This is a genomic window from Ancylobacter amanitiformis (assembly GCF_030814815.1).
Lineage (GTDB): Bacteria > Pseudomonadota > Alphaproteobacteria > Rhizobiales > Xanthobacteraceae > Ancylobacter > Ancylobacter amanitiformis.
This window is the reverse complement of sequence record NZ_JAUSVR010000002.1, coordinates 198,808-212,762: the sequence shown is the minus strand read 5'-3', so window position 1 is coordinate 212,762 and position 13,955 is coordinate 198,808. Positions and strand designations below refer to the sequence as shown.

Below are 13,955 nucleotides of genomic sequence, written 5' to 3'. Positions count from 1 at the left end.
GGGTGGTGGGAAACGCTCAGCTGAAGCCGTACTCGCTCCAGCGCCGACGCACACGGTCGACGATCTCCGCCGGATAGCCGTGGCGGAACGAGGCCCGCATCGGCAGGGCTTCGCCCCATTCGTCCGGGGCAAGGCAGTTGTAGACGATCTTGCCGGTATGGCCGGCAACCTTCTCGCTCCTGCGGAGATAGGCGAGCAGCGGCGCGGCCTCGATGTCGTCGAAAACGGCATGACCGAGAAGGGGATGGCAGCGCGTGGCGAAGGCCCAGACCAACTCCTTCAAGTCGGTGGGGTCCACATCGTCATTCAGCACGATCACTTTGGGGATCACCGCCCCCGCCTTGCTCGCGAAGACCGTCTGCCCGATGCGCCGGCAGAATGCCCCGCTCTCGCCGATGCCGCTGCGACGGCGCCAGTCACGGGGAACCGTGACCACCAGCCAGTGCAGCGCCGACTGCAAGGGGATCCAGGCCGTGGTCGCCGGAATGCCGGCCTTCCGCAGATCGTAGAGAATCTGCGCCGAGCAGGGCAGGCCCCAGGCGGTGTGGTTCTCTTCCACCGGCTCGCCGGCGGCGACGACCGGCAGGATGGCGTTGTCGCGATGGCTGATGGCGGAGACCCGGTAGGTGGGCCGGCGCATCTGCGTATCGAGAGGGATGTAGCCGGCGAATTCGCCCATGGGGCCTTCCTCGACCAATTCGTCGAGATGGAGGTGCCCTTCGATCAGGATCTCCGCGCTGGCGGGAGCTTCCAGATCGACCGTCCGGCACTGCACGGTCCTGATGGCGCGCCCCAGCAGCGCGCCGAGGCGCCCGCCCTCGTCGACTTGCGCGGGCAGCGGCATGCCGCAGATGAAGGGAATGGCCGGCTCGACCCCGAGCGCCAGCGCGAACGGCATCGGCTTGCCCAGATCCGCCCAGGCCTTCGCCACCATCCCGAGGTGCTGCTCCGGCGCCACGATCCCCGAGAGGCGCTTTCCGTCGATCACCATCATTCGGGCGATGGACCAGTTGGTCCAGCTTCCGTCCGGCGTGCGGGCGACGATGCAGCCGAAGGTGTTGAGATAGCGCCCGCCGTCCCCATAATGCAGCAGCGGCACGGGAAGCGCGGTGAGGTCCACCGCGGCGCCCGTGACGGTGTTCTCGAAGACCGGCGCAGCGTCCACGACCACCGGGTCGATGGCCAGCCTGTCGAGGCTCGCGGCAATGGCCTCGGCGATCGCAAGGCCACCCGTGGTCGGCGGCAGTTCCAGCGCGACGGCAACGCGAACGAGTTCCATGCCGGGCTGTGCGCTGATGCCGCCCGGAGCCCCGAGGATGCGGAAGCCGCCGGGGTGATCCGAGAAGGTGTTGAACAAAGGCGCCGGCGCCCCGGTCTCGATGCAGCGCCGGATGATGGCGCCGAGTTCCAGATCGAGCGAGACCGGCGCGTCGATCTCCCGGATTTCGCCGAGGTCGCGCAGGGCCTCGATATACTGGCGCAGATCGGTCAGCGGCATCACACGCGTTCCTTGGCGAGGATTTCGGAGCGGCCGGCGGCTTCGGGCGGAGTGCGTTCAGGCTTGCCGCTCCAGCGGCGCACCAGCCCGGCATCGAGGTCGTAGAGGTCGAGCACGCGCCCGACCGTGTGGTTCACCATCTCGTCGAGCGAGGCCGGTCGGTCGTAGAAGGCCGGGACGGGCGGGAAGACGATGGCGCCGTTCGCGGTCGCCTGCGCCATGGCGCCAATGTGCCCGGCATGCAGGGGCGTCTCGCGGAACATCAGGACCACACGGCGCCGCTCCTTCAGGCAGACGTCGGCCGCGCGGGTGAGCAGGCCGTCGGTGTTGCCGGTGGCGATGGCGGACAGGCTCCTCACCGAACAGGGCGCGACGATCATGCCCATGGTGCGGAACGAGCCGGAGGCGATCGCGGCACCGATGTCGGCGTCGCCATAGCTGAAATCAGCCATGGCGCGGACGTCGCGCATTTTCAGGTCGGTCTCATAGGCAAGGGTGCGCTCGCCCGGCTTCGACATGACGAGATGCGCCTCGATGTCGAGAAGCCTCAGCACCTCCAGGATGCGCAGCCCGTAGATGATCCCTGTGGCGCCGCTGATCCCGACGATCATGCGCCGGCGTGGCGCAGGAGTGACGTGCAGTTGCATGGCGTGCGTCCGGTCCCGGTTCGATTGAACGGAGCCTAGCCGGCCGGGCCAGAGGCCTCATCGTCAGAACTGTCTATGCGGGAACTAGGGCCGCCGGACGGGGCCGGCCGAAGACGCTTCAGCGCAATTGCGGCACAAACGCCCCGAGCGTCGCCATGGTACGCTCGAAATCGCGCAGGTTCTCCGCTTCCGATTTGCCCAGGATCGAGCGGATCTGGCTGCGGACGGTCATGAGAGAGACCCCGCGTCCGCGCGCCACATCCTCGGCGCTGGCGCCGCCGGTGAGCGCGATCGCGACCTCCGCCTCGGCCCGGCTGAAGCCGAACATCTCGCACAGCATGTCCGCTTGCGGCGCCACCTTGCGGTCGAGCGGGCGTAGGATCAGCAGGGCGAGGGCCTCCCTTGCGGCGCCGCCATCCATTCCGCTCACTTCAGCGGCCAGGCCCTGCGGCGCCGGCGCAACCATCAGGCCCACCACCGCGCCGCTGCGGGAGGTCACCCGCATGGCGCCTCCCGTGCCCCCTGACGTTGCGGAGGCCACGAGCCGCCGCAGCACGCTGGTCTCCTCGCGGGACATGGCCGCGAGGTACACACCACTGCCGGCATAAGGGCCTGAGCGCATGGAGAACAGGCCGGAATCGGGACCGGCCAAGTACCTGCGGGCGAGATCGTTGACGAAGCGGATCTTCAACCCCGCATCGACGACCCCCACGCCCACGGGAAGCGCGTCCAGGGCGGCCCGCGTCAGAGCGCTCGCCTCGTATTCCCGCCCCAGCCGTGCGCGCAGCTCGATGGCGCGCTGGACGTGCGGCATCAGGGTCTTCAGCAGCCGGATATGGGTTTCGTCGAACGCCCCGGACTCGTCGCCGCGGGACACCAATATCGGCGTCGCCTCCGTGAGGCCGGCCATGCCGCCGATCACATGGCGACGCTCGTGATGCCGGGCGAAGTCGAAGTAATATTCGCTACGGAGAAGGTCGTTTTCGGCGACCAGCTCGGCGCCGAGCTTCGCGTTGCCGAGGTGGTGGGCCCGTGCTGTCGCGAAGTCATGGCGGGCCTTGGCGGCGTAGGGGTCTCTGGCGTGGAAATAGCCCGAGTATGCGCTCTCGCTGCCGTCGGCAGGCATCAGCACGTTGCGAGGTCCCCCGGGGCCACCGAGGACCAGCAGGGCGCGCCGGGCGTCCATGATCCGGCAGATGCGGTCGCCAACGTCAAGCCAGCTGCCGTCCCCGGCGCCAGCCTGATAAATGGCGCCGACGCAATCGGCGAGCTCGCGCTCCGTGTCTTTCACGCTGGCCAACCTTGGAGGTAGCCAGAAGATGCCAGAGACGCGGCGCGCATTCAACGCAAACCGACTACCGGGATACAGCTAAAGCGGCATTGCCCGGGTTCACCGCTCGTCTTTCAATCCGAACAACAATCTTGGGCACCTCACCACTTCTGTTGATGTGCGCCCCAATGCCGTGGCGATAGGCTGACGTCTCATAAGCACAGGCCGGGCGGTTCATCAGCCGCCGACGGATCTTTTTCAGGGGCGATCATCAGATCAGACCGTTGGTCGCATGCGGCCGATAGCTGGAGATGATGTTGGGGGAGCCTGTGGCCATGGACGCTGCATTTCTCGACTTGACCGTCCCGATGCGCGACGCTGCCGGACGAAAGACGATCGCGGATGAAGCGTACCTCATCACGGTCCTGCAGAAGATTGTCGGTCGGTCGCATGCCCTGACGAGCCCCGAGGCCACGCGCCGCTTTCGCACCGGGACAAGGTTCGGCAGCGGCCCGGTCCTCGCCGTGGTGCGGCGGGGGTGGTGCGGCCGGGATCGCTGGTCGGGCAGTGGCGGGCCCTCACGGCCTGCATCGCCGCCTGATCATCGATCGCGAGCCGTGAAGCGGCGGCGGCGCGGCCCCGCCGCATCCCCATCGAACCGGGAGTAAGGGAGACATCCGTGTCCGGAGATTTCGAGAAAGAGCTGACGCGGCGCGTGTGGACCGACGACGCGTTCGCCGCGCAGGTGGAGCGCGACCCCGTCGCAGCGCTGGGATCCATGGGCGTCGAGGTGCCGGCCGGCGTCAAGGTGAAGGTCGTGGTGCAGCGGCGCGACCGGGTCTATTTCACCATTCCGCCCGCGCGTGCGCCCAACGCGCCGCCGCCGACGGCGCCGCTCAACCAGATGGATCTATGGTCCAGCCAGGGGCTTTTCATCTGGCTTGTGCCCGTCGCTGCCAAATTCAAGCTGCTCGCCCTGCGCAATGCGGCCCGCACCGGGGGAGATCAGCCGTGAGCCATGCCGATTTCGTCGAAAAGAATTACGAGCGCATCGCCACCGATCCCGACTATCGCGCGAAGCTCCTCGCCGACCCGGTCGGGGTGGTCTGCGCGGAGTTCGGCTACACACCGGGCCCGGATTTCAGGATCGAGATCATCGAGCAGGTGGAAGACACCATCGTCATCATGGTTCCGCCGAAGCCCGAGGCCGGGACGGATCTGGAGCGGGCACTCACCGAGATGACGGAGCGCGTCTTCGACCTGCTCTTTTCATCCGGCATCGGCGGCTTCTTCATTCCCGATGACAAGCAGAAATGGGTGGTGCGGGAGATGCGGCTGGCGGCGCAGACGAAGACCGGCTTCGACCGCTCGCAATTGTAGGACGCACCCCGCGCCGTGGCCCGACGCGGCGAGCCTGAGACCGGGGGAGAATCCACATGACGGCCAGGAACGGGAAGCCGGGTTTCTGGGATAATCTCATCGCGCCGAAGGGCGGCCTGTTCGGCGCGCAGCTGGCCGGCTGGACGCCGGGACCCGTCGCGAAGTCGGGGCTCGGCTGCCGCGTCCTCGCCGACCAGATGATCGAGGTCGCGCCCGCCGTCGCGCTTGCGGCCGATGTCTATGTGCCCCGGGCGCCCGGCCGCTTTCCCGCAGTCATCTGCTTTGGGGCCTATTCCAAGGAATTGCAGGCCGCCGGCGTGCCTGCGGGCAATAACGAAACCGGGAGCCCGCCGGTCTTCACCGATCGCGGCTATGCCCATGTCATCGTCACCCGGCGCGGCATGGGCCGTTCCGGCGGCGCCGATGCTGTCTACCTCAACGACACCGACGTGGAGGACTACGCCAAGGTGATCCAATGGGCCGCCGCGCAGCCCTGGTGCGATGGGCAGGTGGTGCTGTTCGGCACCTCCTATTACGGGCTGACCCAGCCGCAGGTGGCGCGGCTTCGCCCGCCGGCGCTGAAGGGCTTCTTCACCAACGAGATGTGCACGGACTATTTCCGCCACATCGCCATGTTCGGCGGCGCGCCACAGCCCGATTTCTTCGCGCTCTGGATGGGCGCGAACTTCACGCCCCTGCAGTTCCGGCTGCAGGTGCCGCCGTTGCTGCGCGCGGTGGTGAGCCACATCACCAACTCCGCCCTGAAGCCTGTGTGGTGGCCGCAAGTGAAGAAGCGCACGGCGCGGATCATGAGGACCTTCGAGCGACAGGTGCCGACGCCGCAGGCGCGCCGCCTGTTCGCCGGCCTCATGCTCGACGGCAAGACCCGGGCGACGAGCGTGCTGCCCGCCGGCCCGTCCGGCGCGCTGGGCGACATCGAGGTGCCGTTCGTGGTGGTGCAGAATGCCGGGTACCTCAACCTGCACCAGTTCGGCGCCTATGATCTGTTCGAGAATGCCGGCACGGCGAAAGATCAACGCTGGCTGATCATCGGCCCCGCGAGCTATGACCTGCCGGTCTATGCGTGGCAGCTGGAAGCGCTCGCCTTCTTCGATCACCTCGTCTACGGCGCGGAGAACGGCTATGGCGCGCAGCCGCGGGTGCGATACTGGACGGAGGGCACGAAGGACTATCGCAGCGCACCGGACTGGCCGCTGCCCGGCGGCACGGCACTGCGCCTCTACCCGGCCTCCGATGGCGCCGACGCCGCAACCCATCGCCTCGACCACGCGCCGGGCGACGGCGGGACGAACCGATGGGCGGCGGTGCCGCTGGGTGGCATCGTGACGGCCGGTTTCGACGAGGTGGAGACCCAGCGCCTCACCTTCGAACTACCGATCGAGGAGGAAATCGAGCTGACCGGTCCGGTGACCGTGAGCCTCTCCTTCAGCTGCAACGAGATCGATTCCTACGTGGTGGCCCGCACCGGCCTCGTCTCGGCCGATGGCGCCTACCAGATCCTCTCCATGGGCGCGATCCGCCCCGCCTGCCGCAGGATCGACGCCGCGCGCTGCACCGAAACGGAAATCGCCATCGACATCGACACACCCGAACCGCTCACCCCCGGCGTGCCGGTGACGCTGCGCTTCAGCCTGACGCCGCAGCCCGTGGTGCTGAAGCCGGGCGAGCGGCTGCGTCTCGACATCGCCAGCCGCACCGACCTGCTGCGCAGCGACGTGAGCCACGGGCACGCGCAATTCGACATGCAGGTGCCGCCCTATTACGCGCGCAACACCCTGCATTACGGGCCTGATACCTACATCGAGCTGCGGCGCACCGGTCAGGGATAGGAGAGATTTTCATGTCTGAAGCGACGGCACCCATGGCCACCGCGCTGAGCGGATACGAATTGCTGGCTGATCCGCAGCTCAACAAGGGTACAGCGTTCTCCGAGGCCGAGCGCGATGCCTTCCATCTCCACGGATTGCTGCCGCCGCATGTCTCGACCCTGGACGAACAGATCTCCCGCGCCCTGCAGTCGCTGCGCCAGTTCGAGACCGATCTCGAACGCTATGCCTTCCTGCGCGAGCTTCAGGACACCAACGAGACCCTGTTCTACGCGACGCTGGTCGCGAACCTGGAAGAGCTGCTGCCCATCGTCTACACGCCCACGGTCGGTGCCGGCTGCCAGCAGTTCAGCCGCCTGTACCACAAGCCGCGCGGCCTGTTCCTCAGCATTCCCCATCGGTCGCGGCTCGACCAGATCTTGGCGCACCCGCGCTTCGACGGGGTGGAGGCGATCGTCGTGACCGATGGCGAGCGCATCCTGGGGCTGGGCGACCAGGGCGCGGGCGGCATGGGCATCCCCATCGGCAAGCTCGCGCTCTATTCCGGCTGCGGCGGCCTTCATCCGGCGACCACACTGCCGATCCTGCTCGATGTCGGGACCGACAATGCCGAATGCCTTGCCGATCCGCTCTATGTGGGCTGGCGCCACGCGCGGGTGCGGGGGCAGGAGTATGACGACTTCATCGAGGCCTTCGTCTCCGCCGTCATCCGGCGCTGGCCGCGGGTTCTGCTGCAGTGGGAAGACTTCGCGAAGACCAATGCGACGCGCCTGCTGGAGCTCTATCGCGACCGGCTGTGCACCTTCAACGACGACGTGCAAGGCACGGCGGCGGTGGCGACCGGCACTCTTCTGGCGGCTATCAATGTCACTGGCGTGCCACTGGTCGAGCAGCGTGTGGCGGTGTTCGGTGCCGGCTCGGCCGGCTGCGGCATCGCCCGCCTGATCCACACCGCCATGTGCGATGCGGGGCTTTCGGAAAGCGAGGCGACCGCACGCTTCTTCATGGTCGATCGCGACGGCCTCCTGATCGAAGATATGCCCGGACTTGCCCCATTCCAGATCCCCTTCGTGCAGAAGAGGCCGGCGGTCGACGGCTGGACGCTGGGCCGTCCCGACAGGATCGAGCTTCTCGACGTGGTGCGCAACGCCCGGCCAACGGTGCTGATCGGCGTCTCCGGCGAGGCGGGCGCCTTCAGCGAGCCGGTGGTCCGCGCCATGGCGCAATGCAATGAGCGACCGGTCATCTTTCCGCTGTCGAACCCGACCTCGCGTGCGGAAGCGACGCCGGCGGATATCGAGGTGTGGACCGATGGGCGGGCCCTGGTGGGCGTTGGCAGCCCGTTCCCCCCGCTCCTGCGCGACGGCGCCCGCTTCAGGGTGGACCAGACCAACAATTCCTACGTCTTTCCGGGAGTTGGCCTCGGCGTTCTGGCGGTCGGCGCGAGCCGCGTCACGGATGGAATGTTCATGGCGGCGGCGAAGGCGCTGGCCGATGCGTCGCCGGCGCGCGACAACCCGCGGCACAATCTCCTGCCCCCGGTGAGCGCCCTGCGCGAGGTCGCGGCACAGGTCGCCCTGGCGGTTGCGATGCAGGCGCATCGGGACGGCGATGCGCCCGACGTCGCGGTCGATCAGATCCAGCAGCGCCTGCGCGCCAAGGTCTGGACGCCGCGTTATGTCCCGCTCACCGCGAAGGAAACGTAATCGCCCGCAACTCGGCCGGGCTCCTCGGGGCAGCGCTTCTATTGTTAGCAGACCGAATCGAGCCTCCTGACGAAGTCGTCCGAGATGGCGCGGATCGTTGCCGGAGTGGCGAACTCTTCGACATAGACGATGTTGGCGATCAGTGTGCCGTCGTAGACCGACACGGAGATGTTCGGAAATTTCTTCATCCAGCCCAGTGCATACTCGAAACCGGTCACGGCCAGGCGCTCGACCGGCCAATGAAACTCCACCGTCTGGATGTCGGAAACATTGATGGCGACCGGCGACTGCCGAGGGCTGCTGAATGCCTTGGGATAATTGATGTAGTCGTGAAAGATGCTGCCGTTCGCCAGTCCCTGATGGATATCGTCAAAGATGAACCGGGCGATCTCGACCATGGGCCGGTCGAGGTCGGGGACCGGCGTGATGTGCCCGGTGATGGCCGTGAACACCAGTTCGGGTGAAATATGGGGCTCGAGCCGCCGGCGCATGTCTACCGATGATCGCATGAGGATCTGGCGCGGGTGGTCGTCCGCGACGTCACGTATGGCGAGAGCGAGCGCGGCCAGCAGGAGCGCGTGCACGGAAGAGCCGGTGGCGTGGCTTGCCGTCTTCATCCGATGCATCGCGTCCGCCCCGATCACGACGCGTTCGAGCCGATGGGTCACGGGGCCGCCATCATGGCGCGCGGGCATGGGAATCTCGGCGAACACACCGCAATAGGAGGAGGGCGGCGCATCCGTGCCAAGCGCCGCCAGACGGCAACTCACGGCATCGTCGACCGGGATCGGGAACGGCTGCGCGCCGAGCGCCGGCACCTGGCCGCGCACGACGCCGTCGCACATATGGGCGAGACAGGAATGCAGCTCGACCAGCGATGTCGCGTCGGTGATCGCATGGGAGGTGAGCATGAAGACATCGAGCGCGTCATCGGTGGCGATGACGTGGATGGCATAGAGGGTCTTTCCGGTATCGAGGTCGGCGTTCAGCAATCTGGCATACATAGCCTCGGCGGAGCAGCTATCGGCGGGCCACCAGCTCTCGACCGCGGATCGGTCGTCCACCCGACCCACGAAATGCCCGTCCTCGACCACCGAGCGCAGGATTCCATAGCGCGCTTCGAGATGCGCGACGGCCGCCTCGAACTGTGCCCGGTCGACGGCTCCGCGGAGGCTGCTGCGGCTCACCACGATCATGCGCGTGGCGATGTAGATCATCTCCGTAGGCGAGGCTTCGCGATACACGCGCCGACCCGTGGGGACCTTCTGCACTTGCGACTCCTGTGAGCAGGTCAGATCGATACATTCTGGACCGGGGAGAATGACGGCCTGGGCGTTGCCGGCCCGCCAACGCGCCCTGCGCTACCCATCGAGCCGCGCGATCTCGCCAATGACGCGCACGCGCACGCGGCGCGCATTGCCGGGGAGATAGGCGATAGGGATGTCCTCTACATCAAGCGTCTCCACGCTGCCCGGCTCCGCGCCGGCCGCGATCGCCCGCCGCGTGGCCTCCCGGTGCGCTTCATCGAACGCCGCGTCGCGCTCGACACCCGAGAATATGCGGTCCACCTCGCCGCTGACCTGCGCGATGGCCGCGCCGACGGCATTGGCCACATCATGGTGCTCGATGCGCACCACCTGCGAGACGCCCTCCATGCGATCGGGCACCAGAAAGCTGCCGCCGCCCACCGCGATGAGGGGTATAGGCGCCGCATCGGTCTTCATCCGGTCCACCACCTCCGCAATCATGCCTTCCATGTGACGGAGACTGTCCGCCACCAGAGAACCGGGAAGCCTGCGCACCCGCCCCGGATCTCCCAGCGCGATCCGTCCCGCCGCGACGGCGATGTCCGTGGCGGTCAGCGTGTCGCCGCCAAAGCACAGCGCCTTTTCCGGCAGCCGGAAGCCGACACTGCCCGGACCGATCCGGTGCCCGTCATCGGCGATCTCAGTGCCGCCGCCGAGGCCGATGGAGATGAGGTCCGGCATGCGAAACAGCGTGCGCACCCCGCCGATCTCGACCATCGCATTGGCCGGGCGCGGAAACCTGCCCCTGAGGCAGCCCACATCGGTCGTCGTGCCGCCCACATCCACGACCAGCGCATCGGTCAGGCCGGAAAGGAAGGCCGCGCCGCGCATGCTGTTGGTGGGGCCGGAGGCGAAGCAATAGACGGGATGGCGCTTCGCCACCGCCCCCTGCACGATGGTGCCGTCATTCTGCGTGAGATAAAGCGGCGCCGCGATGCCACTGTCGCGCAGCGCCCGCGCGAAGGCGGCCGTGGTGCGCTGCGCGAGGCCCTGCAGCCCGGCATTCAGCAGCGCCGCATTCTCCCGCTCCAACAGGCCGATCCGGCCGATCTCGTGGGAGAGCGTGATGCGCGCCGCGGGCATCACCTCCCGCACGATCTCCGCGGCCTCGCGCTCGCATGCGTCGGTGAGCGGCGAGAACACGCTGGTGATGGCGACCGAGCTGATGCCGCTGTCCGCGATGCGCTGCGCCTCGCGCCGCACCGCCGCCCGATCCAGCGGCACCAGAACCCGCCCGTCATATTCGTGCCCCCCGCCCACCATGTGGACGCTGCCGCGCATCATTTCGGCGAGGTCCTTCGGCCAGCCGATGAAGGGCGGCAGGCCGGCATTGGCGGGCAAGCCGATGCGCAGCGCCGCGACGCGGTCGAGATGGCGTCGCTCCACCACGGCATTGGTGAAATGCGTGGTGCCGATCATCACCGCGTCGATGCGCCGGAGGGCCGGATGGCCGGCGGCCGCGGCGAGCAGATCGACCAGCGCCTGGCGCACGCCGTCCGCGACATCGACGGTGGTCGGCCGTTTCAGCGCGGCGATCACCTGGCCGTCCTCGAGCAGAACGGCATCGGTATTGGTGCCGCCGACATCGATCCCAATGCGGCTCATGCCGGCTCTTCTCCGAAGACGCTGCGAAATTCCACGTCGTGGCCGAAGGCGCGCGGACCGACATGGCGCAGCCCCTCCGCGCTGCGATGGATCGGCTGCGACGGCAGGGCGATGACCGTCACCCTCTGGCCGTAGCGCAAGCTCTCCGTGCCGATCGCCTCACCCGAGATGGTGTCGAGCACGCAGATCAGGTCGGGCGTCGTGACGATCACCGCGCCGTCGCGCCGGCCGATGGTGAACTCGTTCTGGAAGGCGATGGCGAAAGACGCGCCGGCATCGCCGCCGAGGCCGGCGAGGCTGAGGGATCCGCGCAGGAAGCCCTCGGTCGTGCGCCGCTGCACATCCATCACCTTGCCGGTGAAGAGCCGCTTGCCGCCGCCCGCCGTCACGGTCGCCTCGACGGGATCCTCATGCGCCGCCTTCGCACGGCGCACCTCACGCCCCAGCGCGATGGCCCGCGACAGGCTGCGCGGGACCGCGTGACGCTTCACCTCCGCCCCGGTGCGCGGCGCCTGACAGGTGGTCGCGACCGATCCGTATTCCGTGCAGACCCTGCGCCGCACGCGTTCCATGTCGTGCCAGCCGGAAGCGGTAGGGATGATGACATCATTGTCGCGGATGTCGGAAACCACGTGCGGAACCATCTGTAGCCCGGCAATCGAGAAGGTCTGCATCTGGGCCTCGGGGTAGGCCCGGCCCATGGCATCCGCGTCGACCACCGGAAGCCCCGACGCCGCCGCCACGAGCAGCGGCTGGAAGGCGTTGCAGCCGCCGATCTCCACCGTCATCACCGCCCGGAACGGCCGGCCCAGGAAGGCCTCCATGATCCGCACCGGTTTGAGGGCGAAGGCGGCATCGGTCATGCGCTCCTGAAACACCAGCGGCGCGCCCATGGTCGAGACCACGGCGACGATGTCGTCATCGGCCAGTTCGTCCGGGTCGAGCAGGGCGATCCGGCCGCCCTCCTCATAGAAGTGCCGCGCGACGAGGTAGGAGGCATAGGGCGATCCGCCGCCTCCGGTCCCGAGAATCCAGGCGCCAATGGCCAGCAGGTCAAGCTCTTCGGCATCGAGGAGGCGAGGCATTGCGGTTCTCTCAGATGTGAAGCGGGCCGTCGTTTTTCCCGCCGCGGCCATTTGGGAGCGACGTCACGTGATGGGCGGTCACCGCTCCGCCCCGATCTGCTGGAGATAGGGCACGAGTTCCTGCCAGTTCGCATCCTGCACCTGGGCTGCGAGGTAGCCATCCGGCCGGACCAGCGAGAGCAGCGGTTCTTCGCTGGAGGGACGCGGCGACGTCGCCACGAGCCGGGGAAAGCGCGCGGCGAGTTCGGTCGCGCCGGCACCGCCGCGCGCGGTGAATAGCGGCGTGTCGCCCCAGCCGAACGGCACCTCCCCCATGATCGGCCGCACCCGCGCGCCGGCCTTCGCGTCACCGTGCGAGGGGCCGTTGATCGGGCTGTGGGGATAGCCGATGGAGACTTCCGCCATCAGCCCGGTAACGGCCCGCTGCACCGGCGAAAGTCCCATCAGGGTATGGGCGACGAGGTCGCGGACATGCTGCAGCGTATGGTCGGCCAGCGTGCCGATCCGGGTCATGCGCCCCGAGGCCGCGATCACCTGTGCGCCCACCGGGCGGCGTTCCAGATCATAGCTCTCCAGCAGCGCCGGCGCACAGGCGATGCCCCGGATCACGAGAGCCAGCTTCCACGCCAGATTGATGGCGTCCTGCATGCCGGTATTCATGCCCTGCCCGCCAGCCGGGCTGTGGATGTGAGCCGCATCGCCGGCGAGGAAGACCCGCCCGGACCGATAGTTCTCCACCTGCCGCTCGTTGATGCGGAAGGCGCTGACCCATTCCGTGCCGGTGAGCGTGATCCCCCCGGGGCCGCGCGCATCGATCATCTCCTGGAACGCGTCCTGGTCCAGCGGAACGGGCGGCGTTGCGGTGGAGGGGCCGAGGCTGGTGATGATGCGCGCGCGGTCGGGCGCCATCGGGAAGAACAGCAGCGGCCCGTGCTCATGCCAGAAGATGGCCATCTGCGAGGCGGGGAAGGGATAGCCGCTCAGGTGAAAATCGCCCTGGGTCCAGTCAAGGCCCAGCGAGTCGCCCTGGAAGTCGAGGCCGAGGCGATGGCGCACCATGCTGTGTGCGCCGTCGCAGGCCACCAGAAAGCCATATGGCTCGCTGCGCTCCGTGCCGTCGGCTTCCCGCAGACGGGCCGAGAGGCCATCGCCGTCCTCCTCGAAACCCAGAAGCTCGACGCCGAGATCCGGCTTGACGCCGTGGCCAGCGAGGTGACGCCGCAGCACGGCTTCGGTCTCGTATTGCGGCACCATCAGCGCGAACGGATAGGGCGACGGCACGTCGTCGAGCGACAGAGAGGCCACGGGCCGGCCACCCGACAGGATGTTGGCAACGGTGACCTTGTTGCCGATGGCGATGATGTCCGCCGCCGCCCCGGAGCGGTCGAGAAGCTCCAGCGTGCGCGGCCACACCGCGACCGCCCGCGAGCTGTGCGTCGCTTCCGGAATCTTGTCGATGACGCGCACCGGCACGCCATAGCGCGCCAGTTCCAGCGCCATCGTCAGTCCAACCGGCCCCGCGCCGGCGATGAGAACGCTGTTCTTCATGATTGCTTCCCCCGTCAGTTCATGCGCTGGCCGGCTGCGCGCCGGCCGCAGCGCGGCCGGCC

11 protein-coding genes are annotated in these 13,955 nt (G+C 67.9%); 4 read left to right on the top strand and 7 right to left on the bottom strand.

All coding sequences use genetic code 11. The features are described from left to right. Positions 1 to 16: 16 nt before the first annotated feature. The 3 genes from QOZ99_RS04030 to QOZ99_RS04020 form a co-directional block, all read right to left on the bottom strand. On the bottom strand, positions 17 to 1,498 hold the full coding sequence (locus QOZ99_RS04030) for a UbiD family decarboxylase (protein WP_306888652.1): 1,482 nt from the start codon (positions 1,496 to 1,498) through the stop codon (positions 17 to 19). Next, positions 1,498 to 2,145 carry a UbiX family flavin prenyltransferase gene (locus tag QOZ99_RS04025; protein ID WP_306888650.1) on the bottom strand — a complete coding sequence of 216 codons (648 nt, stop codon included), beginning with the start codon at positions 2,143 to 2,145 and terminating at the stop codon, positions 1,498 to 1,500. The genes QOZ99_RS04030 and QOZ99_RS04025 overlap by 1 nt, the downstream gene beginning before the upstream one ends. A gap of 118 nt (positions 2,146 to 2,263) precedes the next feature. After that, positions 2,264 to 3,436 (bottom strand): PAS domain-containing protein, encoded by a 1,173-nt coding sequence (locus QOZ99_RS04020; RefSeq protein ID WP_306888648.1) that lies wholly within the window; start codon positions 3,434 to 3,436, stop codon positions 2,264 to 2,266. Between the two features lie 658 nt (positions 3,437 to 4,094). Between QOZ99_RS04020 and QOZ99_RS04015 the strand changes: the two genes are divergently transcribed. Genes QOZ99_RS04015 through QOZ99_RS04000 form a run of 4 tightly spaced genes read left to right on the top strand, consistent with a single transcriptional unit; the run spans position 4,095 to position 8,348 of the window. Continuing rightward, entirely contained in the window at positions 4,095 to 4,430 is a 336-nt protein-coding gene (locus QOZ99_RS04015; protein WP_306888646.1) for a hypothetical protein, read from the top strand. After that, a complete protein-coding gene (locus QOZ99_RS04010) occupies positions 4,427 to 4,795 on the top strand; it encodes a hypothetical protein (protein WP_306888644.1) in 369 nt (122 codons plus the stop codon). Before QOZ99_RS04015 ends, QOZ99_RS04010 begins: the two co-directional genes overlap by 4 nt. A gap of 56 nt (positions 4,796 to 4,851) precedes the next feature. Further along, positions 4,852 to 6,645, top strand: coding sequence for a CocE/NonD family hydrolase (locus QOZ99_RS04005; RefSeq protein ID WP_306888643.1), 1,794 nt, complete (start codon positions 4,852 to 4,854; stop codon positions 6,643 to 6,645). Between the two features lie 11 nt (positions 6,646 to 6,656). Further along, on the top strand, positions 6,657 to 8,348 hold the full coding sequence (locus tag QOZ99_RS04000) for an NAD-dependent malic enzyme (protein ID WP_306888642.1): 1,692 nt from the start codon (positions 6,657 to 6,659) through the stop codon (positions 8,346 to 8,348). A gap of 44 nt (positions 8,349 to 8,392) precedes the next feature. Here the strand turns inward: QOZ99_RS04000 and QOZ99_RS03995 are convergent, their stop codons facing one another. The 4 genes from QOZ99_RS03995 to QOZ99_RS03980 all read right to left on the bottom strand — a co-directional run bounded on the left by QOZ99_RS03995 (position 8,393) and on the right by QOZ99_RS03980 (position 13,893). After that, positions 8,393 to 9,565: a phthiocerol/phthiodiolone dimycocerosyl transferase family protein gene (locus QOZ99_RS03995; protein WP_306888641.1), complete on the bottom strand. Its 1,173-nt coding sequence runs from the start codon at positions 9,563 to 9,565 to the stop codon at positions 8,393 to 8,395. Positions 9,566 to 9,709: 144 nt separating this feature from the next. Continuing rightward, positions 9,710 to 11,260: a hydantoinase/oxoprolinase N-terminal domain-containing protein gene (locus QOZ99_RS03990; protein WP_306888640.1), complete on the bottom strand. Its 1,551-nt coding sequence runs from the start codon at positions 11,258 to 11,260 to the stop codon at positions 9,710 to 9,712. Further along, positions 11,257 to 12,345 carry an S-methyl thiohydantoin desulfurase family protein gene (locus tag QOZ99_RS03985; RefSeq protein ID WP_306888638.1) on the bottom strand — a complete coding sequence of 363 codons (1,089 nt, stop codon included), beginning with the start codon at positions 12,343 to 12,345 and terminating at the stop codon, positions 11,257 to 11,259. Before QOZ99_RS03985 ends, QOZ99_RS03990 begins: the two co-directional genes overlap by 4 nt. A 78-nt stretch (positions 12,346 to 12,423) precedes the next feature. Then, complete coding sequence (locus QOZ99_RS03980) at positions 12,424 to 13,893, bottom strand: FAD-dependent monooxygenase (RefSeq protein WP_306888637.1); 1,470 nt, start codon at positions 13,891 to 13,893, stop codon at positions 12,424 to 12,426. Positions 13,894 to 13,955 lie beyond the last annotated feature (62 nt).